Annotated in this window: 21 protein-coding genes and 1 tRNA gene; 7 read left to right on the top strand and 15 right to left on the bottom strand. The window is 44.3% G+C overall.

Annotation, left to right across the window (positions count from 1 at the left end):
- Nucleotides 1-135: 135 nt before the first annotated feature.
- The 3 genes from WBJ53_RS30620 to cysM all read right to left on the bottom strand — a co-directional run bounded on the left by WBJ53_RS30620 (nucleotide 136) and on the right by cysM (nucleotide 4,840).
- On the bottom strand, nucleotides 136-2,721 hold the full coding sequence (locus WBJ53_RS30620; protein ID WP_338873468.1) for a DNA translocase FtsK: 2,586 nt from the start codon (nucleotides 2,719-2,721) through the stop codon (nucleotides 136-138).
- Nucleotides 2,722-2,843: 122 nt separating this feature from the next.
- The gene (locus tag WBJ53_RS30615) at nucleotides 2,844-3,917 is read right to left on the bottom strand and encodes a quinone-dependent dihydroorotate dehydrogenase (protein WP_338873466.1); all 1,074 of its coding nucleotides are present in this window, start codon (nucleotides 3,915-3,917) and stop codon (nucleotides 2,844-2,846) included.
- A gap of 50 nt (nucleotides 3,918-3,967) precedes the next feature.
- On the bottom strand, nucleotides 3,968-4,840 hold the full coding sequence (gene cysM / locus WBJ53_RS30610; RefSeq protein WP_338873464.1) for a cysteine synthase CysM: 873 nt from the start codon (nucleotides 4,838-4,840) through the stop codon (nucleotides 3,968-3,970).
- 266 nt (nucleotides 4,841-5,106) lie between these two features.
- On the opposite strand from cysM, the gene WBJ53_RS30605 reads away from it, so the two are divergent.
- Complete coding sequence (locus WBJ53_RS30605) at nucleotides 5,107-5,580, top strand: LytTR family DNA-binding domain-containing protein (protein ID WP_338873462.1); 474 nt, start codon at nucleotides 5,107-5,109, stop codon at nucleotides 5,578-5,580.
- Between the two features lie 82 nt (nucleotides 5,581-5,662).
- On the opposite strand, the gene WBJ53_RS30600 is transcribed toward WBJ53_RS30605, so the two are convergent.
- The 4 genes from WBJ53_RS30600 to WBJ53_RS30585 all read right to left on the bottom strand — a co-directional run bounded on the left by WBJ53_RS30600 (nucleotide 5,663) and on the right by WBJ53_RS30585 (nucleotide 10,161).
- The gene (locus WBJ53_RS30600; RefSeq protein ID WP_338873460.1) at nucleotides 5,663-7,369 is read right to left on the bottom strand and encodes an AMP-binding protein; all 1,707 of its coding nucleotides are present in this window, start codon (nucleotides 7,367-7,369) and stop codon (nucleotides 5,663-5,665) included.
- 126 nt (nucleotides 7,370-7,495) lie between these two features.
- Nucleotides 7,496-7,699, bottom strand: a complete 204-nt coding sequence (locus WBJ53_RS30595) for a hypothetical protein (protein ID WP_338873458.1) — start codon at nucleotides 7,697-7,699, stop codon at nucleotides 7,496-7,498.
- Entirely contained in the window at nucleotides 7,696-8,289 is a 594-nt protein-coding gene (locus tag WBJ53_RS30590; protein ID WP_338873456.1) for an IS5 family transposase, read from the bottom strand. The genes WBJ53_RS30595 and WBJ53_RS30590 overlap by 4 nt, the downstream gene beginning before the upstream one ends.
- A 684-nt stretch (nucleotides 8,290-8,973) precedes the next feature.
- Nucleotides 8,974-10,161: a hypothetical protein gene (locus WBJ53_RS30585; protein WP_338873454.1), complete on the bottom strand. Its 1,188-nt coding sequence runs from the start codon at nucleotides 10,159-10,161 to the stop codon at nucleotides 8,974-8,976.
- Between the two features lie 208 nt (nucleotides 10,162-10,369).
- On the opposite strand from WBJ53_RS30585, the gene WBJ53_RS30580 reads away from it, so the two are divergent.
- Nucleotides 10,370-11,047 (top strand): recombinase family protein, encoded by a 678-nt coding sequence (locus WBJ53_RS30580; RefSeq protein WP_338873452.1) that lies wholly within the window; start codon nucleotides 10,370-10,372, stop codon nucleotides 11,045-11,047.
- On the top strand, nucleotides 11,028-11,918 hold the full coding sequence (locus WBJ53_RS30575) for a hypothetical protein (protein ID WP_338873450.1): 891 nt from the start codon (nucleotides 11,028-11,030) through the stop codon (nucleotides 11,916-11,918). The genes WBJ53_RS30580 and WBJ53_RS30575 overlap by 20 nt, the downstream gene beginning before the upstream one ends.
- A 390-nt stretch (nucleotides 11,919-12,308) precedes the next feature.
- On the opposite strand, the gene WBJ53_RS30570 is transcribed toward WBJ53_RS30575, so the two are convergent.
- From WBJ53_RS30570 to WBJ53_RS30550, 5 genes are all read right to left on the bottom strand, one after another.
- Entirely contained in the window at nucleotides 12,309-12,515 is a 207-nt protein-coding gene (locus tag WBJ53_RS30570; RefSeq protein WP_338873448.1) for a hypothetical protein, read from the bottom strand.
- Between the two features lie 144 nt (nucleotides 12,516-12,659).
- Nucleotides 12,660-13,007, bottom strand: a complete 348-nt coding sequence (locus WBJ53_RS30565; RefSeq protein ID WP_338873446.1) for a hypothetical protein — start codon at nucleotides 13,005-13,007, stop codon at nucleotides 12,660-12,662.
- Between the two features lie 315 nt (nucleotides 13,008-13,322).
- A complete protein-coding gene (locus tag WBJ53_RS30560; protein ID WP_338873444.1) occupies nucleotides 13,323-13,832 on the bottom strand; it encodes a hypothetical protein in 510 nt (169 codons plus the stop codon).
- Nucleotides 13,833-14,157: 325 nt separating this feature from the next.
- Nucleotides 14,158-14,229, bottom strand: a tRNA-Arg gene (locus WBJ53_RS30555).
- A gap of 105 nt (nucleotides 14,230-14,334) precedes the next feature.
- Nucleotides 14,335-15,486, bottom strand: a complete 1,152-nt coding sequence (locus WBJ53_RS30550) for an AI-2E family transporter (RefSeq protein WP_338873442.1) — start codon at nucleotides 15,484-15,486, stop codon at nucleotides 14,335-14,337.
- 285 nt (nucleotides 15,487-15,771) lie between these two features.
- Here WBJ53_RS30550 and WBJ53_RS30545 point away from each other — a divergent pair, with 285 nt between their 5' ends.
- Both WBJ53_RS30545 and WBJ53_RS30540 read left to right on the top strand, forming a co-directional pair.
- A complete protein-coding gene (locus WBJ53_RS30545) occupies nucleotides 15,772-16,479 on the top strand; it encodes a response regulator transcription factor (protein ID WP_338873440.1) in 708 nt (235 codons plus the stop codon).
- Nucleotides 16,480-16,560: 81 nt separating this feature from the next.
- Nucleotides 16,561-17,595, top strand: coding sequence for an ATP-binding protein (locus WBJ53_RS30540; RefSeq protein ID WP_338873438.1), 1,035 nt, complete (start codon nucleotides 16,561-16,563; stop codon nucleotides 17,593-17,595).
- Nucleotides 17,596-17,599: 4 nt separating this feature from the next.
- On the opposite strand, the gene WBJ53_RS30535 is transcribed toward WBJ53_RS30540, so the two are convergent.
- The gene (locus WBJ53_RS30535) at nucleotides 17,600-18,865 is read right to left on the bottom strand and encodes an aspartyl protease family protein (protein WP_338873436.1); all 1,266 of its coding nucleotides are present in this window, start codon (nucleotides 18,863-18,865) and stop codon (nucleotides 17,600-17,602) included.
- Nucleotides 18,866-19,102: 237 nt separating this feature from the next.
- Between WBJ53_RS30535 and tpiA the strand changes: the two genes are divergently transcribed.
- Nucleotides 19,103-19,867 (top strand): triose-phosphate isomerase, encoded by a 765-nt coding sequence (gene tpiA / locus WBJ53_RS30530; protein ID WP_338873434.1) that lies wholly within the window; start codon nucleotides 19,103-19,105, stop codon nucleotides 19,865-19,867.
- Nucleotides 19,868-19,924: 57 nt separating this feature from the next.
- Nucleotides 19,925-20,428: a cupin domain-containing protein gene (locus WBJ53_RS30525; RefSeq protein ID WP_338873432.1), complete on the top strand. Its 504-nt coding sequence runs from the start codon at nucleotides 19,925-19,927 to the stop codon at nucleotides 20,426-20,428.
- An 18-nt stretch (nucleotides 20,429-20,446) separates the two neighbouring features.
- On the opposite strand, the gene WBJ53_RS30520 is transcribed toward WBJ53_RS30525, so the two are convergent.
- Both WBJ53_RS30520 and WBJ53_RS30515 read right to left on the bottom strand, forming a co-directional pair.
- Nucleotides 20,447-21,502, bottom strand: a complete 1,056-nt coding sequence (locus WBJ53_RS30520) for a DUF4097 family beta strand repeat-containing protein (RefSeq protein ID WP_338873430.1) — start codon at nucleotides 21,500-21,502, stop codon at nucleotides 20,447-20,449.
- Nucleotides 21,486-22,142, bottom strand: coding sequence for a hypothetical protein (locus WBJ53_RS30515; RefSeq protein ID WP_338877255.1), 657 nt, complete (start codon nucleotides 22,140-22,142; stop codon nucleotides 21,486-21,488). Before WBJ53_RS30515 ends, WBJ53_RS30520 begins: the two co-directional genes overlap by 17 nt.
- Between the last annotated feature and the right edge of the window lie 12 nt (nucleotides 22,143-22,154).

The following is a 22,154-nucleotide window of genomic DNA, read 5'->3' as shown; positions in this document are numbered from 1 at the left end:
TTACTCCAGAATTCAGATTGTTTAACACAACTTGTTCGCTTAAGTCAAGTTGTTGATTAGATCAGAACCAAACCGAAAAGTTTAATACTGATTAGATATGTAAATTATTGTTAACTAACTGATTAGCTGTTTGGTTTAGTCCCCTTTAAGCCTTTTTAACAATTCCTCCAGCATCTGAAGGTCCTGCACTAACACATCACGGGCTTTGCTACCCTCGAAGGGACCAACAATTTTGGCGGCTTCGAGCTGGTCGATCAGCCTACCTGCCCGATTATAGCCCAGTTTTAGCTTCCGCTGAATTAACGAGGTACTACCCTGTTGATGGATTACGATGAGCCGGGCAGCTTCGTCGAACATAGGATCGCGATTATCGAGGTCTACATCCTTATCGTCGCCCACACCGCCATCGTCGCCCACAAACTCCGGTAAGGCATAAGCACCATCATAGCCACGCTGGTTGCCTACATAATCGCAGAGATCTTCGATTTCGTTGGTATCCACGAAGGGGCATTGCAAACGGATAATGTCGGAGTTCGATGAGAGCAGCATATCGCCCATGCCAACCAGTTGTTCGGCTCCACCCGTGTCGAGAATGGTACGAGAGTCGATTTTAGAGGTTACTTTAAACGACAACCGTGCCGGGAAGTTGGCCTTAATCAGACCCGTGATTACATTCACCGACGGGCGCTGGGTAGCCACTACCAGATGAATGCCAATGGCCCTGGCTAACTGGGCTAACCGCGCAATGGGTTGTTCGACCTCTTTGCCTGCGGTCATCATCAGATCGGCCAACTCATCTATAATAAGAACAATATAAGGAAGAAAACGGTGCCCTTTGTCGGGGTTTAATCGCCGTTTTACAAACTTAGCATTGTATTCTTTCAGATTCCGGCAGCCAGCATCTTTCAGCAGGTTGTAGCGGTTATCCATCTCAATGCAAAGCGAATTGAGCGTATTTACCACCTTTTTGGTATCGGTGATAATAGGTTCGTCGGAGTCGGGCAGTTTAGCCAGAAAATGCCGTTCGAGCTTATTAAAAAGCGTGAGTTCTACCTTTTTAGGGTCAACAAGCACCAGCTTTAACTGCGATGGATGCTTCTTATAGATCAGCGAGGTGAGCAGAACATTGAGACCAACGGACTTACCCTGGCCTGTTGCTCCGGCCATGAGCAGGTGGGGCATTTTGGCCAGATCGGCTACGTAGATCTCATTGGAAATGGTTTTGCCCAGCACAACGGGCAGATCGAACTTACTATTGGCAAAAATATCGCTCGTAATCATCGAACGCATCGAAACCATCTCCCGGTTTTTATTCGGCACCTCAATACCGATAGTTCCCATGCCGGGCATAGGGGCAATGATCCGAATACCTAAGGCCGACAGGCTAAGGGCAATGTCGTCTTCCAGACTTTTAATTTTTGAGATACGAACCCCCTTTGCCGGCACAATCTCATAGAGTGTAACGGTTGGTCCGATAGAAGCCTGAATAGAATCTATCTCGATACCGAAATTGCGGAGCGTATTCTCGATCCGCTCTTTATTGGCAGTTAGTTCATCGTCCGAAACCTGGGCTTTCCGATTATTCTGGTATTCCGTTAGTAAATCTGTTGTTGGGTACTGATACTGAGGCAGGTCGAGAGTGGGGTCGTAGAGGCCATGAACCGCAACAAGATCATCGTCTTCGAAGGGGTCGGGTTCAAAGGTAGGCGCGGGTGTAATGCCCACTTCTTCTTCTGTCGACTCGTCGGCAATGGCGTCGCGGTTTTTGATGGTTAGTGTAACTCCTGTTGTTTTAGCAATTACCTCAGGCGATGTAGTTTCTGGCTGAGGGGTTTCTGCCTCTGGTTCGTTAGGCGTTGTAAACGAATTCGCTGCATGAGAAGGAGTTGCCATGAACGGATTCGAAAGCACTTCTTCACTCTCATTGTCTTCACTTACTTCACTCTCTTCGTAAGATTGTAAGGTTTCATCCCGGCCATTTAATGGTTTGGATCGTGAACGGCTAAAATCAGGAGTCGAAAAGCTGGGAAATTTTATGCTTCTGACATCGAAGAAATAAATAATGAACAGGAATAAACTAAAGCCAACAAAAGCCAGATTGCCCCAGCCAAACAAACTATACAGAGCAACGTTAAATTCGTAACCAATTCCACCGCACCAGACACTGGCTGTTTGGGCCGAATCGGTTACGAGTACAATATAACCGAAAAGCAAACTACACCAGACCGCCAGAAAAAGCAATCCCGCTGTGGCACGGCCCAATGGGAGCAATTCCCGGCCCAGCGTCAGTTTGTAGCCTGCCAGAAACATAATAATTGGAAAGGCCAGAGAGCCAATGCCAAACCAGCGAAAGACGAAAACGTGGGCAACAAAGGCTCCTACCAGACCTACCCAGTTTCGGGTTTCTGAACCCGACTCGGCCAAGGGTTGCGAAAACGCAGCGCCAACCACACTTTGGTCGGCCTGCCCTGTGATTATATACGATACAAAGGCAATGAAAAGGCCAATGGCCAGTAGCATAAACAGCACGCCCAGGGTAAGCGTTGAGCGCTGATCGGTGAACCATCGATCGAGGGCAGCTCCCCAATTTATCGATGGCCGTTTTGGGCGAAGATTGCCGTCTGAGCCATTACGACCAGGCCGGGGCGTATTTTGACGCGGCCGGTCAGACGATGACTGACGGACTGTATTCTGACGGGGTGATGTCGTTGGTTGTGCCATGCGTTGGGATAGGGCTGTAGCGGCAGTGGTAAATTTCCCAATTTTTAATGAAAAACCGCAGAGAAATACGTAGAATTCGGGGAAAACGCGGGAACGGTCCGTTTCTACAAATCCAACGCGAATCAGACGGTTTGCGTACGTTTTTCGGCCGCTTCCTTCAATAAGGCCCGGTTAATTTTTTTAGTCAGAGCTGGCCCTTCATAAATAAAGCTTGTGTAAACCTGAATCAGACTGGCTCCTGCCCGCAGCTTTTCCAGGGCATCTTCTGCCGAAAAAATACCGCCTACCCCAATAATTGGAAAAGCTCCGTTCGATTGCTGGTGTAAATATCGGATAACCTCCGTTGAGCGGTTGCGTAGCGGTTGGCCACTAAGGCCACCCGCGCCTATTGCCACTATGGTGGCGGTATCAGTGAGTAATCCTTCGCGGCTAATGGTTGTATTAGTGGCAATAACGCCCGCAATTTTTGTGTCGGACACAATGGCGATTATATCATCTAACTGGCCATTGGTAAGGTCCGGAGCAATTTTCAACAAAATAGGCTTGGGATTGGGGCGTCGTAAATTTTCGGCCTGCAGCGCTGTGAGCAGGCGGGTGAGCGGCTCTCGCTCCTGCAGATCGCGCAGGCCGGGTGTGTTGGGCGAGCTAACATTTACAACAAAATAATCGACCGCTTCGAATAAGTCCCGAAAGCAGATCAGATAATCGCTCAGAGCGTTATCATTGGGAGTATCTTTGTTTTTGCCGATGTTTCCGCCCACAATTACGTTTCGCCCACCACGATTTTGCGAAAAAGAGCGCAGTCGCCCACTGGCTGGTCCAACTCCCTTATTGTTAAAACCCATTCGGTTAACGAGGCCGCCATCGGCTTTCAGGCGAAAGAGCCGAGGTTTAGCGTTTCCAGGTTGGGGACGGGGGGTTACTGTTCCAATTTCTATAAAGCCAAACCCCAGATCGCTCAGCTCACTAACAAATTCCGCGTTTTTATCGAATCCGGCGGCCATACCAACCGGGTTGGGAAACGTCAGGCCGAACACCGTGCGGTTTAGGCGCTGATCGTCAATGACAAACAACTTTCGGCAAAGTGCCGACATGCCTGGAAGGGCCAGCGCAAACTTGAGTAGTGAGGTAACCGTATGGTGAATAGTTTCCGCATCGAAACGGAACAGCAAGGGGAGTATGACGCGCTTGTACATGACTGCAAAGGTACTGCCTTGACGCTATACAGTTGCGAAAACTCATTCGTTTAACCGAATAAGTCTGATGACAGGTAGCGATCGCCCCGGTCGCAGATGATGCAAACAATTACCCCCGATTCTATTTCCTGTGCTAGTTGCAAGGCGGCCCAAACGGCTCCTCCGCTGCTCATTCCGGCAAATACACCTTCTATATTGGCTAGTTTACGGGTTGTTTGTGTGGCTTCTTCTGCCGATACTTCAATGACGCGGTCGACGCGCTGCGGATCAAATATTTTGGGCAGATATTCCACTGGCCATTTGCGAATACCAGGAATCGATGACCCATCGGTTGGCTGGCATCCTACAATTTGCACAGTTGAGTTTTGTTCTTTGAGGTATCGCGACGTTCCCATAATTGTACCCGTGGTGCCCATCGACGATACAAAATGAGTAATTTGTCCGTCGGTATCGCGCCAGATTTCGGGGCCTGTAGACCGGTAATGGGCTAAATAATTATCGGGGTTAGCAAACTGATTAAGCATCAGGTAGTTGCCTTTTCCGACCTGCGCTTCGGCATAATCGCGGGCACCTTCCATGGTTTCGGTCAGAATTACTTTTGCTCCAAAGGCTTCCATTGTCAGAACCCGCTCGCGGGTAGAGCTTTCAGGCATTACCAGTTCAATGTCGATGTTGTAGAGCCGGGCTATCATGGCCAGTGCAATACCGGTATTGCCACTGGTAGCTTCTATTAGCTTCATTCCCGGCTTAAGTTCGCCCCGCGATAGGGCGCCCTGGATCATGCTGGCTGCGGCCCGGTCTTTTACACTGCCGCCTGGATTATTGCCTTCGAGCTTACCGTATAAACGAACGTTTGGATTTGGATTCAGGCGATTTAATTCTACTAACGGCGTGTTGCCAACTAAATCAAGCAGGGTTGCCATAACTAACAGGATATGCGGTATTCGTGTCTGGACGTAAGGCCAAAATGGCGTAATAAGTTCGCAAAGATTGTTTTTCGGTAAAATAGATTTGCCATCTTTTTGAATTGTAAAACGATATTTATTTCATGTTTATAAAATTTAGTATCGGCCTAATGAGTTGATAATGAATTTTTTGTAAACTTGCTCTTACACAAAAGTCAGTACAAATAAATTGTTTGTACAACTTCGTGTAATGTATACTTATTCACACCTTTACATTTCCAGCCATGAAAGTAGCTTTGTTGTCTAAGCCGCTTACAAACGCCCATGTTGAGCGTATAGCGCAACAGTTCGACATTCCTTCTCTCACCCTTCCTTTCTGGGGTTATCGCAAAAAAATGCCAATGCACCACATCGTCCGCTTGGAAGGTGAGGGCAATTATACGCTGTTTCATTTTTCGGATGGTAGCCAGCTCATGGTTTCGCTAACACTTAAAAAAATGGAAACCCGGCTGTCGCCTAAAATATTTGTACGGCCACATAAAAAGAACATTATCAATTTACTATATCTGGAAGGCATTTATCCGGCAATGGTGCCTGCTGGCCGACCCCAACTGAGTGCAGGTCTTGTAAACGGCCATCGGGTAGAAATATCGCGCCGAAAAGCGACCAGTTTTATCAGACAGGTAAAAGGGTTCCAGGAAGAGGTGTTGTCTATCTCCAGAAATGCTGATGCCGAAAATACCATACTCGTTGCTTAATGGCATAATTTCTTAAACCGCAAATGCCCTCAACCTGAATGGCTGAGGGCATTTGCGGTTTGAAAATGCGCAGCCTAAAACGTCAGGAGTTCTTCAGCCTGGCTAACTCTTCGTCCCGCAGGGGCCGACGAAGAATTTTACCTACGTTCGATTTCGGCAGTTCGGTTCTGAACTCAATAAGCTTCGGAATTTTGTAGGGCGTGAGGTTTTCGCGGCAATAGGCCTTAATGGCGTCGGCGGTTAAATCAGGGTCTTTTTTTACTACAAAAATCTTAACAATTTCCGTCGATTTCTGATCGGGAACGCCAATGCAGGCGACCTCCAGTACACCCGGACATTGCGCCACCACATCCTCAATTTCGTTAGGATATACATTGAAGCCTGAAACCAGAATCATATCTTTTTTCCGGTCGACGATCTTAAAGAATCCATCTTCGTTCATCACACCAATATCGCCGGTTTTAAACCAGTCGCCCATCATCACTTTGGCGGTTTCGTCGGGCCGATTATAATAGCCTGGAAACACCTGGGGACCGCGGGCGACAATTTCTCCGGCTTCGCCAATAGGGGCATCGGAGCCATCTTCACGAATGATTTTCATGACGGTGCTCGGCCAGGGAATACCGATCGTACCTACCCGAACGGTGCCATCGACAGGATTGGACGACAATACGGGTGAAGTTTCGGTAAGGCCATATCCTTCGCAGGGAGTATTGCCGGTTAGCTTGGTCCAGCGTTCGGCTACCGATGTTTGAAGCGCCATTCCACCTGCCGACGTGACTTTCAGGTGGCTAAAATCGACTTCACTGATTCGGGGGTGATTGAGCAAGCCATTATAAAGCGTATTGACGCCAGTGAAGGCGGTGATTTTATATTTCTTCAGATCGTCGATGAAGGCATTCAGATCGCGGGGATTCGTAATTAACAAGTTCATACAGCCATTTTTAAGGGCTGACAGAGCATTGGTTGTGAGGGCATAAACGTGGTAGAGCGGTAAGGCGGCTACAAAAATGCCTTCGCCTACAACAATACCGCACGGTTGCATCCAGGCATGTTGTCCCTCAACGTTCGCAATGATATTTCGGTGCGTCAGCATGGCTCCTTTGGAAACACCGGTAGTGCCACCGGTATACTGAACAAAGGCCAAATCTGTATTCTGGATGGCCACTGGCTGGAAAGCCTGACGGCTCCCTCGATTCAGGGCATCGTTGAAAGAAATTGCTTTCGGAAGATGATAAGCCGGAACCAGTTTTTTGACGTACTTAACAACCGCATTAACAATCTGCTTTTTAGGGAAACCGAGCAAATCGCCCAGTTGCGTTACAATAACAGTTTCAATTTTGGTCTGGTTGATGATCTTCTCCAGGTTAGCGGCAAAATTGGCCAGAATCACGATTGCTTTTGCGCCCGAATCGTTAAACTGATGCTGCATCTCGCGGGGCGTATATAACGGATTGGTGTTCACCACAGCAAGGCCAGCGCGTAAGGCTCCAAACATGGCTACCGGATACTGAAGCGTATTGGGCATCTGGATCGCAATCCGATCCCCTTTTTTCAAACCCAGGTCATGTTGTAGAAAAGAGGCAAATTGTTTGGAAAGTGTATTCAGCTCACTATAGGTGATTTGCTTACCCATGCACGCATAAGCAGGTTTATTGCTAAACCGTTCACAGCCTTCTTCGATTAATGCCGCCAGGGATGGGTAAGCATCTGGATTTATTTCGTATGGAACACCTTTAGGGTAAAAGCGTTGCCAGGGATATGTCTGTTCGGTTACGGGCGTTTCCATGAGCAGTATTGTAGCTTTTTTAGTAAAAGTAACACTAAATTAGGAAAGGTGTGGTTGTTGGAAGGAATTTCCAAACTGGAAATAGTAGCCTAAGAACGTGTTGGGGAATTATCTTTTGTAATGGGATTATATCCGCTGGAGCATTAGCTGAATGTTAGCCAAATACAGCCAGTTAACCGAAGATAATAACGTATACTCGTAATCTTTCACGATTCGACGGAAGAACGGGGCCGCCCGAGCGGTTAGTCCAAGCAATGGTGCGCTCGACAACCCAACGTTTGGCAACAGGTACAAAACCTTGGGCAGATTCGGGTCGTGACGCTTTTTCAAACCGGGACGCCGGAGCGTTCGATGCTCCACTCGGCCAATGCTTGGGCAAACACTCCATTATAAGACTGGTCACCGTATACCTTCTCCAGACGTTCACCAACTCGCCAAAGTAGATCGCCAATCAGCGAAACAGCAGTAGGGCCATCGGCTTGGTTGGCTGGGTGAACAGTGGCTAGCCAGAGTCGACCTTGCGTATCGACGACAAGCTGTCGTTTGCGGCCATTGACTCGTTTGTTGGCATCTGTACCTCGATACTCACAGATCATAGGATTCAGCTTAACGCTTTGTGTATCAATAGATAAAACAGAGGGGTAGGCTTCTTTCCCCACCCTCTTACGATCCAGTTGGTTCAAGGCTAAATTGATCCGTTCAAACGTACCATCTTGCTTCCACCGGTCAAAATAGTAGTAGACAGCCTGCCAGTTAGGCCACTCTTCAGGCAGGTTTCGCCATTGACAACCTGTTCGCAGGAGCCATAAAATAATGTTAATCATCTGGCGTAAATCGTGTTTTCGCTTGCGTTTAAGATCGAAGAAAGGCGAAATTGCGTCCCATTGAGGGTCGGTCAGTTTGCTGAACTGTTTGGTCATCACTTTGCTGCTTGGTCGCTACAAAGTTGGCACGACTCTCAACCTTTCTCAATTCCCCAACACATTCTAAAACTACAAAAACCTACTGTTTTGTCAGTAGGTTCTGGCAATAGCGGGAATGAATTTAGCTATAAGCAAGAAGACTGATAAACTAGTGTCTATCAGTCTTCTTGCTTATTTCGTGCTCCCGAAGGGTTCTTTTTAAGTAGCTGATATATAGAATGTTGCCAATGGGTATTTATTTATTGTATCAAATTTGTACCAAAATTTTTTAACCGAAAATATAAATATGCTTTATTTTGTATCGATACTTACTACTTTCCTTACTGCATATCTAGCTTTTTCTGATATATTGCTAATAGTTATATTTAATTGGCTTTAATTATCTTAAAAGTGTATAAGCTATACTACATTAAGCTAAATTTAGAAACAATTTTTATTTGTATAATAAAGTAATAAGTATAATAAAATAACTGTCACTAACTATAGATATACCTACACTCAGGTTGGTTTAAAGATTCAATAATATATGGTTAAAATATGATTTTTAGAATCAGCAAGGACTACAAAATTTATTAGGCAAGAAAATTTCTCTAATGCTGAGGGAGTACTAATTGAATTAGTAAAAAATGCATGCATACGATGCAGATTCAAATGTAAGTATACTTGTTTTATAATAGTACATTAGACTCTCAGAGGACTCATATGGGCGAACATGTGATAAACAACTGTTTTCAACCCATTCCGTGAATAGGTGAGCCTACAAAGTTTAATATCGGTAGGCAGATCAGGCCAATCATGTGATAAGTGCACTGTCTCAATCAAGTTATAGGGAGTACTAATGGTTTGGATAAATGAATAATATTTATCCCAAAGCTTATTAAAATCAGATGTTTCAACATAAGCTATGATAAAATTAGCTTTTAAGCCATTAACATCATAAGTAAAAAGTTTGTTTATATGGTTGATTATCAATGGTTTATTGAAATGTTTTTTTAAATTGAACCCTTCGCAGATTGCGACGGCATTACCATCCGTTTTCTCTATTAAAATATCAACTTCCCCTATAGTTTTCAAATTTTCTGAAAATCCATAATCTGACTCATCTTTAGCTATAAAGTTTTGAATAAATTCTGTGGTTAGTTTAGTTCTTGCTTTTTCATATGATGAAATATGTATCCCCAAGCCTTGAACTTTTTTTAATGATTTCAAAATGACATTAACTAAAATTTTTTCTTCGGTAACGGAATCATCAAGAAAATACTCTTTTAGTAAGTTATAAATTTCATGTTCTTTCTCTCTATATACGTTCCACAAGTATATTAGCTTAGGAGATTTAATTTTACTTTCTTCTAATTCCAAGAGTTTTGCTTTTATCTTTTCCCTTGCTAACTTTGGATCTAACCGCTTAATATAATCAGATTCTACTTTTAAAAATAAATCCCAAATTGTACTAAGTATAATATTGACTTTACCTGTCAATAGCCCAAGGTACTGCGCCCTTATATAAAAAATTACTGCAAATTCTAAGGTTTTAAAATCTTTCTTAAAATTTACAATTATTAGATCATCTGCATCTTTTGAATCTATACAATATGTCATTAGTTTACTTGTGCAAAACAAACCTTGGCCGATTGAATTACGAAATGCATTAAGCTTGAGTATTGTATGGCCTATAAAAGTTCTATCAAATGTCAGATCTCTATCAAGGAAGATAGGTTTATATTCTAAGTCTGTTTCGAGGTTTGTGGATAGAAAAGTATCAAGTTCAGACAGGCTATCAGTCAGCCACCTTAAATATTCTTCTATTTCCTGAAGGCTGACTGGTCTTGCTTCAGTATTTGCGACAGTATTATAGTATGAATTATTCATATGTAAATAGTATAAAAGTAAATGTTTGTTACGATTCCTCTTGGGCTTATAACAATTTACTTTCAGAATAATGCTACAACAGGAGTAAGCTTTTAATTCACATTTTTTTATGGCATATTATGAACGGTCGTTTGTAATATGCCATAAAATGCGATATTTGACCATTTAGGTCATGGAATACCTCCCAGATACATAATAAAGGCTATATATGGATTACATCTGCTACTACCGGGTATCAACAAAAGCACAAGGACGTTCCGGCCTGGGCCTGGGCGATCAGCAAGCAATCGTTAGCCGATACTTGCGGGAAGAAGATCAGATCACGGCTGAGTACACGGAAATTGAATCCGGTCGGAAGAGTGAGCGGCCAAAGCTTCAGGAAGCTATCCGAGCCTGTCAGCAGCACAAAGCAAAACTCCTTATTGCGAAGCTCGACCGGTTAAGCCGGAATGTAGCCTTTGTGATGACACTGCGGGATTCTGGAGTTGACTTCGTGGCCTGTGATCTGCCCGATGCCAATACGCTTACGGTAGGTATGATGGTTACGTTTGCTCAGTATGAAGCAGAACGAACTTCAGAACGTACCCGCGCAGCCCTGGCACAAAAAAAAGTGCAAGGCTTTAAGCTCGGTACACCGCAAAATCTTAATTCAGAAGCTATTAAGAAAAGTAAAACGGTAAGAATAGAGAATGCCAAAACCCACAAAGCTAATATTCAGGCTACGGAGTTGGCCACACTCTACCGAAATAAGAATATGACCTATGCCCAAATCGCCGAAAAGCTGAACCAAAGCCATTACCAGACCAGGCGTAACAAGCAGTTTGACGGAAAAGCAGTTTACCGGCTGTTGCAACGCAAAGTGTCTATTGCTTCTAACCTCTGCTAAAACCTCGGGAAAAGAAAAAGTTCAATTAAGGCTAACGATTGCAAATTCAAATAAAATGATTGCTTTATTTAGAAAGTTGACCACTCCTCAGAAGGTTGCATTATTAACTTCATTAATAGGTGGCTTCTCTTTGATCCTTTCCTCTATTATTTCTAGACCAAAAGAAAGTGCACCTAAAATAGCCAATGTCAAATTAATACAATTTGCAATTAACACCGATCTATCTAATTTTATCGAAGTATATAACGAAGTGCATTCGGAAACAAATGAAGAAACTATCGAAACTAGACAAAAAAACGAAAGTGAATCAAATTACTACAACGAAGAAATAAACAAAGCATTCGAAGAAATATCTAAAATAGAAACTATAGAAAAAACAGAAATTATAAATATTAATAGGAGCAACAATGAAGATTCCACTAAGAGCAAAAATCCAATTTTTGATATCACTTTTAACAATAGTGGGGATGAAAATACAATATTAAAAAAAATAAAAATAACTATTATTTACCTTCAACCCGATCAAGGAGATGGAGCTCCAAGTGAGCCATCAAGCGTAGTTAATTCCCTATATAAGTATGTAATTGACATACCGGATTTACCTAGTATGGAAAGTCCTGGTATAAGCAAAGAAGAATTTCAAGAGATGTTCGGGCAATATCAACGTCAATTAGATCATTACAGAAAAACTGGAAATTTTATTGTAGAAAAGAATGCACTGCCCCCAATTTTATTAAAATTTAATGATCCGGCAAGAATTCAATTGGAATTAGTATCTGATGTCGGAATCGCATCCACTTATATTTTAGTAACAGAATTTATATTTTCAAATGGGCAAACTCTGAAAAAACCTGTATTTATGTATTTTTAGCACTTATCTCCAATAATTATTTGTTTGATAGCTAATTGAAACTATCGGAGTTATATATCTACAACGGTCGTTCCTGATTTGTCACCCCTATGTGAATTCGTGACAACATTATATGAGTAAGACGAGTAGCCACTGGAAGGCTGTAGATCATTGCTTTCCACTTATAATCAATAAGTTAAGTCTTGGCTCCTATACTTTGTGTCAAAAACGGCACAAGATTAGCTATGAAGATTATCAATGAATAGATATTTTCTATGACCTTATAGAGTCAATAGATTTTATCTATTTATATTTGTAATGACAAGAGGGTGTCAATTAATGCTTAACAATTTAAGCTTGACGTTATGAACTGCTTATAGCAAAAGAGAGGGAAGCTCCCTCTCTTTTGCGTTATTGACCGTTATAGGCTTTATCTAAATCATCATCTAACCGTTTTTTCATCTGCTGAACGGTAGGCCTTGAATCTCTAATAATATACTCTTCTTCACCCCGCTTGTTTACCTGTTTATAAATGCGGAAAGGGAGCGCTAATTTGCCATGAATGTTAATTGTACCATCTGGCAAATAGTCGGGAATGTCATCAGTTGGCTCGGGCATGGTTTTGTTTGTTTTGCTGGTTAAACCGCTCGTAAAAATTGGTATGCAGGCTCGATACCTGGGGGTGATTGGTGATATAAGTAACATCCCCCATAATATGAGCAATATATACTTTACCATCTTCATCGGTGCAGCAGGGTTTTCTTATAAAATCATTTCTTTAGTCATGAACTGAATTAAGGTATGGAATCTATCGGCAAAATTGTCAATCTGTGCCGCCATATTCTTGGGCTTTGATCGCCTTAATAAATTGATTGTCAGTGTTCGTAAACTACTCATAAGCCGATTCACAGATTGACTGCTAGTCTGTAGTGCATCTTCTCCTAACGTCACGTCTCGTTGATAATGAATTACTTCGACACGCCAGTGGTGGCGGATCGCATCAAATAAATCGTTGGCTTCTTGCTGGTTAGTGGGTTGGGTGTTGCTTAAAAAGTAACTTGTCTCTGTCGTTAGTTGGCTGCCATGCAGCTTTTGCCGAATTCGCTCCACTCGAACTAGTGTAGCTATGCCTGCATCTTTCCATCGGATAGCTAAAGCCAGTGGACTAACTCTAAAACACGAGTAGGTGCGTTGCTTAAGTCGGCCGCACGGGCGGCCCCGCATGCCCACGTTGGGGTATATCACTTCGTTGGTAAGTTGCTTTCTCAACCAGGCTGCTACAGATACAATAACGGTAAAGATGGGCCTGATTTGATTTTACGCCAATTAGATATACACCATTAGCTCCATGAATAGCGTTGATTGTCAAGGGGATGAGATGAAGAGCGTCTAAAGTCAGTTTCTGATTATAGAGCCCAGTGTCATTCAGAAGTTGGCGTACAGTGGGCCGTTCACTTTCTTTGGTGCCCTGATAATACGCTTGATTGACAATCTCCTCGGAGTCATGAGCAAGAGCTGATACACAGGCTTCTCCCGTGTATGGTCGGGCTGGATGCTTCCCCTCAAGTCTTTACCATCTATAGCAAACCACCGTTTCTGGTCAGCATCCAGGGTCAGGCCGAACCACTTAAACAGTAGTTGAGCAAACAGTACGCCATTCACTTTAGCTAATAGTAGAGGAAGTTGGGCGCGTGAAATGGGCTTTTTATGGGTCTGCCGAGTCGCCTTACAAAGTAGTTTATAGTGGTTAACCATATGGTGATGAAGTCCGGAGAGTTTACCATCTCGCCCACAGCATAATGCAAGCACTAATCCACTTATTATCAGAGCCATATCATGGCGTTTACCTCGATTATCCCTGGTATCAAGTCCAGGGGTTTGGTCAAGAAGTTGGTAAAATGTCGTAGTTTTAGCCTGGCAGGGAGCAGTAGTCATGGTTTTGTAGTCTAGCAACCACAAAAGTAGGGCTATAACCACTCCCTGCTATTTCTATAAGAAAGCCCTGTATCGGTCTGTTTCCGGCGGTTGAACAAAATACGATACCTCACTTTATGTGTCATGGGCGATGTTGAATTGATTAGCTTCAAACATCGATCCTCACACTTCTAATAAAAAGCGTATCAAATCTGTATCAAACCCAGCGAACTATAACGGACTATGTTTGGTTCATTTCAGTTCACTATAGCTCTATAATGTGCTCTGTATCAACAAATAAGGCTTATAAATCGTTGATTTATAAGCCTTAACTAAATTCATTTCGTGCTCCCGAAGGGATTCGAACCCCTATCGATGGTACCGGAAACCATAATTCTATCCATTGAACTACGGGAGCAGCTATTCCGTATTTGGGAGTGCAAATATACTAGCTTGCTCCACAAAACGCAAACAGTTTCCCGAATCAGATGGGGTTCTTTGTGCAAGAACTAAGAGTAGGGCGTTAAGTCTTCTCATCGATCTCACCAATTTTTTTTGCCCGTTTGGGTAAATGGTCGGCCAGTTGCTGAAAATTTTTGATAGGCGGGCGCGGTTTTTCGGCTTCGCCAATCAAAAAACCATAGGGCTGTAATGGCTCAACGGCATCAAAAATAACCTTAATAATAGCGGTCATAGGCAAAGCCAGCACCAGGCCCGGAAATCCCCATACGTTCTCCCACAGAATCAGCACAATAATGGCAGCCAGCGGGTTAATACTTACTTTTGAGCCGACAATGTAGGGGGTGATGAAATTGCCTTCCAGCGTCTGAACAAACAGAAAAACGCCAATAACACCCAGCGCTTTCAATGGATTGTCTTGTGTAACAAGCGCATAGGCAGCGGGTAGCAGCGAACCTATCGATATACCGAAATAAGGAATCAGGACCAGGCAGGCCCCAAAAAAACCGAAGAAAATGGCATAATCGATGCCCAGAATAAACAAACCAACGGTCATCAGGGTGCCAATGATCAGAATAACCAGTACCAAACCTGCCAGATAATCTTTAACAACATCGTAAATGCCGCTCATTACCGAATCGATTTTGGAGCGCCGGGTTCCATGGAATACTTTGTAGAAAAACGATCGGAAGAAATCGCGGTACAACAAAAAAAAGAATATGAACAGCAAGACCAGAAAAATATCGGTCAAGGTGCTGGTTGTAGCTAATAGAGTGCTGGTCAGGATTGTACCCCCTTCCGATAAGGCCTGGTTAAGGTATTTTCGAACTTCGGCAACCTGCCGCTGGCGATCGATATTCAGGCGTTCGTCGGCGTAGGTTTGAAGTTCGTTAAGGTACTCGTTGCCGCGTTTGATTAGCTGCGGTAAAACTTCAGCAAAACTGCTGATTTGCAACGATACGGCATATAAAATTCCGACAATGACTGCCAGCGTTAAAATCAGGCATAATATAATAGCTCCTACGCGCGGAATTTTCCAGTTTTCGAGCCGTTGAGCCAGTGGAAAGAGTAATACCGAAAACAGAATGGCAAATACCAGCGGAATTAACAGGCCCTGTAGTGCATGTAACCCATAAACAATAATCACCATTGATAACAATACGCAGGCTATTTTAGCGTATGATGGAAGCTTTACTTCCCGTGCACGAGTATCCATAACGCAGGATAAACATGATTTAGATACTAATCGTTATTTTCCTGTATATTTATTAAAAAAATAACTCGAAGACTATTTTCTGACAGACGATCGTTGAGGGTCGTTCTGATTCAGAACGATTCGATAATTGGCTGTAAGCCAGCAGATAATTTGTTTGTAAATTAGCTGGACGACTGTTAAATTTTTGTTAAGTATGCATTCCGTAGGCGTAACGTTGTGGATAAGCCACGTAACTTCGGGCTGCCTAACATAAAAAACAGGCCATTCTCACCAACTCTGCTTCACATGAGTGCTGCTAAAGCTGCTCAACCGCTGCATCGCATCTTAGTCGTCGACGACGACGCCGACATTGTCGAGATGCTTGAATACAATCTTACCAAAGAAGGTTACGACGTCCGTACTGCTACTGATGGCCGAAAGGCTGTTGAAATAGCCCGGACTTACCTGCCCGAACTGGTAATGCTTGATATTATGATGCCTCATCTGGACGGCATAGAAGCCGGTCGCCAATTGCGCGAAATCCCAGAATTACGTCAAACCTATATTCTATATCTGACTGCCCGCTCGGAAGAATACTCAGAAGTGGCTGCTTTCGATGTAGGGGCCGACGACTACATTACGAAACCGATTAAGCCTCGGGCCCTCATGAGTCGGATCAATGCCTTGTTCCGGCGCGAAGCCCAGAAAGCCGACCCTGGTGAGCAAATCAATATTGTTGATCTGACTATTAATCGAAAAAATTATTCGGTTGCTCAGGGCGATAAATCGGTGATTCTGCCCAAGAAAGAGTTTGAACTTCTGTTCTTTTTGGCGCAACACCCTAATAAAGTATTTAGCCGGGAAGAACTGCTCCAGAAAATATGGGGCGCTGATATTTATGTTCTCGAACGCACAGTTGATGTGCACATTCGCAAACTCCGCGAAAAGATCGGCGATACGCACATTCGGACCCTAAAAGGTGTGGGCTATATGTTTACCGACCAACCTGAATAGCGAAAGAATGAAAGGGCGAAAGAGCGAAAAACAAGTAGAACTTTTTCTCTTTCACCCTTTCGCTCTTTCACTCTTTGTTCCATGTCTCTTAGTCCTCGTTTCATTGCTCTTCTGCTGGCGTCTTTAATTTCGGCTCTTACGCTGGCATTTCTGACGTTTGTAGAAGGAGTAACGAACAACATGTTGTTCGTTGTAGGGGTGTCGTCGTTTGTTATTTCGTTTTTTCTGGTCCTTTATGCAATTGAGCTGCTTGTCTTTCGAGAGGTCAATAAAATGTATAAAACCATTCATAAGCTGAAAATCAGGGATTTTACTATCCCGCGGAAGGCGGTAATCAAAAATACCAATCCATTCAAAAAACTGAACGACGAAATTTTTGTCTATGTCGCTAAAAAGCAGAAAGAAATTGATGAGTTAAAACGACTAGAGCAGTTTCGACGCGAGTTTCTGGCCGATGTTTCTCATGAACTGAAAACCCCCATTTTTGCGGCTCAGGGTTTTATTCATACGCTCATTGATGGCGCTATCGATGATGAGCACGTTCGCGACAAATTCCTTTCGAAAGCAGCCAAAAGTCTCGATGGCCTCGATGCACTCGTAAAGGATCTTGTTGCTCTGTCGCAACTGGAAACCGGCGAAGTGAAAATGAGCTTCGAACGAATTGATCTGGCGCATGTTGTACAGGAAATTTTTGACCAGCTGGAGAAAATTGCATCGGCCAAACGTACTTTTTTAAAATTACGGATCGATAAACCGGGCCCTGTTTGGGTGAAAGCTGATCCGCAACGCATTATGCAGGTTATGACTAACCTGATCGAAAATGCGATTAAGTATGGCAACGATAATGGTAAGGTACTGGTGAGTCTGGAAGAAGACAAAAAGCATGTGCTGGTTGCCGTAAAAGACGATGGCCCTGGTATTCCTCCTGAGCATTTAAGCCGGATTTTTGAACGATTCTATCGGGTTGAAAAGAGTCGATCGAAAGACCGGGGTGGTACTGGTTTGGGGCTGGCCATTGTTAAGCATATCCTTAATGCCCATAAAGCCAAAATTACGGTGATGAGCAAACTGGATAAAGGAACAACGTTTCGATTTAAGCTCGAACGAATGGAATAACGTGTCAGATGAGTCGTTTTAGGGCAAAAGTCGCAACCACAAGTTCACCCTTTCGCCGTACGAGTACTGACACTTCTTTGCCTTCACCTTTCTGTAGGATTTTATAAATATCGCTGATTGTGAGGTTGCTAACCGAATTGTTGTTAACAAACATGAGTTCGTCACCTTCCTGCAACCCTGCCAGATCGGCAGGTGATCCTTCAATAATTTTACCGATATAATAATTGCGGTACTGCTCCCCTTTCGCTCGAAGTTCTAGCCCGCTCATATCATGTTCAAATGTTTCGTGCATTAGCCGTTTGACAGGCTTCATCACAATGTAGCGTTCAGGATAATTGAATGTTACATTGAACCGGCGCAATAGCTCACAGCCTACGTTGCCCTGGCGTTCGGGCATATCGACCAGTTTCATGCCAAAGGCTGAGCTGTCGGGGAATGAGGCCAGTATATTGTCCAGCTCAAATCGACCAAAGCGTATTTTTTCAATCCGGCCCAGACTACCATTAATAACCCCATTCAGACCGCGGCCTAATTGGGCCCGAACCACTTTGGCCGGCAGCGGAACGGCCGATGTGCTGCGCGACCGATCGAGCAACAGGGCATGACCAGCCCCCGTATCCAGAACGACCCGTAGGGGCATTGATTTTTCACCATCATAAACCGAAAGCGCATCGGTGTAGGCTTTGGTATCATGAATTGTGATTGGGTAACGGTCGCCTTTGCGCTTTTTATAGTGGTATTTTTTGGGTTGCATAATCATGATTTCCCGGCGCTGGAAATCAACATTTACTACAAAATTGGCAAAGACTTCATAACCAAAAATGCCATGAACGGGTGTTCCTACATACTCGGATAACTTAAGAATGTCTTCGTCCAGAATAACAATATTGTGGTGTGACGCTCGTAGCCCGCCCATTTTCAGGTCATTGTTGATGGCAATGGAGGCCGTTAGATTATTGCCTTCACCGGCACCAATAAGTTTTACTTTACGGGCTAGCGTAAGCGGGCGTTTTTGAAAAATGGTAGGATCTGTAATAAGCGTATTGCCCACACCCGTATCCAGAATGAACTGAAGTGTATCGGAACCATTGATTTGTACCGGCACAATGATCAGATTCGAATGCAGCTTGAACGGAATTCGTGTCCAGGTGCGATTTCCGGCAATATAAAAGCCATATCGCTCCCGGTCGGGTGTGCGCTGGTGGTGATCATCTCCCCAGGCGACCAGATAGGAGCAAAGCATCCCGATTACCAATACCACCGCTTTCATGTAGATGTTGTTATAACATTGAAATTACGTATTTTTTACTAGAATAACACAAAAATTATAAGGCTGGTTTATTAAGTTCACAACCGGTTATCCGTTTATCATGCCTTCTCCGTAAAATTTGATCTTAACCCAATGGGGCATTCCCCCGAAAAGCCCTAATTTCGCCCTTAATTGCTGAACATTTATGCTGTTCATTTAATTCATCGGGTTGATTCTTAGCACCTTATTTCTTATCGTATGCGCAAAAAAATAGTTGCCGGTAACTGGAAAATGAATAAAACCTTCGAAGAAGCGCAGGCGCTACTATCGGAAGTAATTAATATGGTTAACGACGAGGTTACGGGCGAGGTTGAGGTTGTCGTTTGTCCGCCTGCAATTTATCTGACTTCTTTTCGTCAATATATTACATCGGGGGGGAAACTGGCGCTTGGCGCACAGAACTGCCACGAAAAAGTATCGGGCGCTTATACGGGCGAAATTTCAGCTCCCATGCTCCAGTCAATCGGTGTCGATTATGTAATTCTGGGCCATAGCGAACGACGTCAGTACTTTGGCGAAACCAATGCACAACTGGCCGAAAAGGTAAATATTGCTCTTGAAAATGGGCTTAAACCCATTTTCTGCTGTGGCGAATCGCGCGATCTTCGCGAGAATGGCGACTACATTGGCTTTGTGAAAGATCAGATTACTGAAAGTTTGTTTCATTTGTCGGCCGAATCGTTTGCAAAGGTTGTTATCGCCTACGAACCGATCTGGGCTATTGGTACTGGTCTGACCGCGTCATCGGCGCAGGCCCAGGATATGCATTTTGAATTGCGTCAGCATATTGCCAGCCAATATGGCGATGTGATTGCTCAGGATACCACAATTCTGTATGGTGGTAGTGCCAACGAGAAAAATGCGGCCGAATTATTTGCTCAGCCCGATGTTGATGGCGGCCTTATTGGTGGGGCATCGTTGAAGTCGCGGGAGTTTATGACTGTTGTAAAGGCCCGGCAATAAATACAAAAAAATGCCCTATGGATTGGTGCTGGTACGTTGCCAATCCATAGGGCTATTATGCTTTTGAAAGACGCCAGTTATTATATCAGCGCGCTGAATATGCAGCCTCACCCCGAAGGCGGGTATTTTGCGGAAACATATCGTTCGGCTGAAACCATTTCGTATTCGGTTCTTCCCGACCGCTTCAACGGTGATCGGGTTTTCGGAACAGCCATCTATTTCTTATTGGAAAGTCATCATGTTTCGGCATTACACCGAATTGATGCTGACGAAATATGGCATTTCTACGCAGGAGGCTCACTCATAATTTACATGATTTCGCCAGATGGCACGTTAGACCAAATCCGGCTGGGGAGCAATCCTGATCAGGGCGAAGTATTTCAGGCGGTTGTTCCGGCAGGTTGCTGGTTCGGTTCGAAACCGGCTGAAGGAAGCCCGTTTTCGCTCGTCGGCTGTACGGTTGCGCCCGGCTTCGATTTTTCGGGCTTCGAACTGGCTAATCGAGCCGACTTGCTCAGGGAATATCCTCAGCATCAGGTAGTGATTGAGATGCTGTCCTGACTGCCAGGCGGCCCGGTCCTACTTAAAGTTCACATTGCCAAATTTAGAAACTACCCTGACTTTGGTACCTGAGCCGTTGCCAATTTTACCAACATACTGCTTGGTCATGCGTGGGCCGCTATGACTACTTCGGTCTTCGGGCTGGCTAGTGAAGTGAAGCGCCTGCCCCGACGAATAGTTGAAATTGGCGTAGCTTACCGTTATGTCGAAGTCACAGTTATTGTTATCGTCCAGTGGCAATGTAATAGGCGAGTAGCTAGCCTGAATTTCGACGTTATCGGCGGTTTTAGGGAGCTGCTCGATCCGGAAACCACCCGAAAAACCGAGTTTAATTTTTCCTGATTCACGAAGAGTACCTATCTGAGCGCCCGAATAATTGATTTCTGCATCCAGTTTCCCAACCGTACCAATATTCATTTTGCCAAATTTGTTGTTTAGCAATAGTACATTGACGCGATCAAGATCGAGGCTTCCATAGGCAATGTCGAGTTTCCCCTGATCGAGCGCATGAATATTCGCTTTGCCATACGCTACGTCGATGTCGTTCTGACGGCTGGTAAGTTGATCGGCGCTGAAGTTACCATAGCGGCTATGAACCGACAGCGGAGCATGGAAAGCGGGTATACTCGTATCGCCAAATTTATTTCGGATGGTCAACGCATTTTGCTTGGGCATCATCACTTCGTAATTGATCTTTACAAAATTGTGTTCTCCATTCTTCTTCCAGCTATTCATACTCCAGTTTGAAAGATTGCTCTGGCTAAAGTTTGTGCGGAGCATAATCTGATTCCCCGATCGTTTTTCTTCAATCGAAACGGCATCTAAAAAACGCTGGACCCGCTCGTCGGTGCTTGAATTGGCTACGATGGTAATTTGAACCCTGATTTCACTTTTATCCCACAGCCCAACCGTTATCTGGCCAAACTGATTGTCGACAACCAGATTATCATTAGCGTCAACGTCAAACAGTTTAATAATCGTTTTCTTTCGCTCGATGGCATCGGCCCCCCAGGGGTCCTCGGCCCATGTCAATAACGGGCCCAGGCAAAGCAATAGGCTAAACAGGATTTTCATGAGTCTGTTGTTTTATGCGCTGGATAACGCGCAGCTGTTCGTTAAGCAGGTTGATTTGCAGTTGCAGGTTTTGAATCATTGCCTGAATCAGCATTTCCTGGTTTGGGTTTCGGGGTAAGTCGGCTTTGAGCGACTTATATGAGTTTTCGAGTCGATCCAGATCCGTGGCAAATTCCTGATAGAGTTCCGGATTATCTTCGGTCATTTGTTTCAGCTCGGCTCGTTTTTCGTCAATCAATCGGGTATACTGTACTACCTCTTTTGCATAAGTTGGACTGGCTGCCACAATTTCGGGTTGATTCGTGACACCATATTTATGGTTCATATAGAAAAAGCTACCGGCCAGCAACAAAACAGCAATGGAAGCCGCCACGCGCCAGTCGAGGTTAGGCCAGCCAATTTGCCGCCCCCCCAGTTTGGATGAGTTTTTATGTATTTGTTGAAACGGAGAGCCGGTCAGTGGGCTGGAACCGTTCGGGCGGGAGTTGGCCGACTCACGGGCGGAGTCTATCCCGGTCGAATCGGACGGTTGCTTGTTGAGTCCGGTTTCTATCTTTTTCCACAAGTCAACAGGGGGCTCTTTGTCGTCAAAGTCCTCGCGGTTGTCGCGAACAAAGCGTTCTAAATTATCTTTTCTCATCATCGGTTTTGT

This window comes from Spirosoma sp. SC4-14, assembly GCF_037201965.1.
In the GTDB taxonomy this organism is placed as follows: domain Bacteria; phylum Bacteroidota; class Bacteroidia; order Cytophagales; family Spirosomataceae; genus Spirosoma.
Note: the sequence above shows the minus strand (reverse complement) of the source record. Positions and strands in the feature narration are given on the sequence as shown.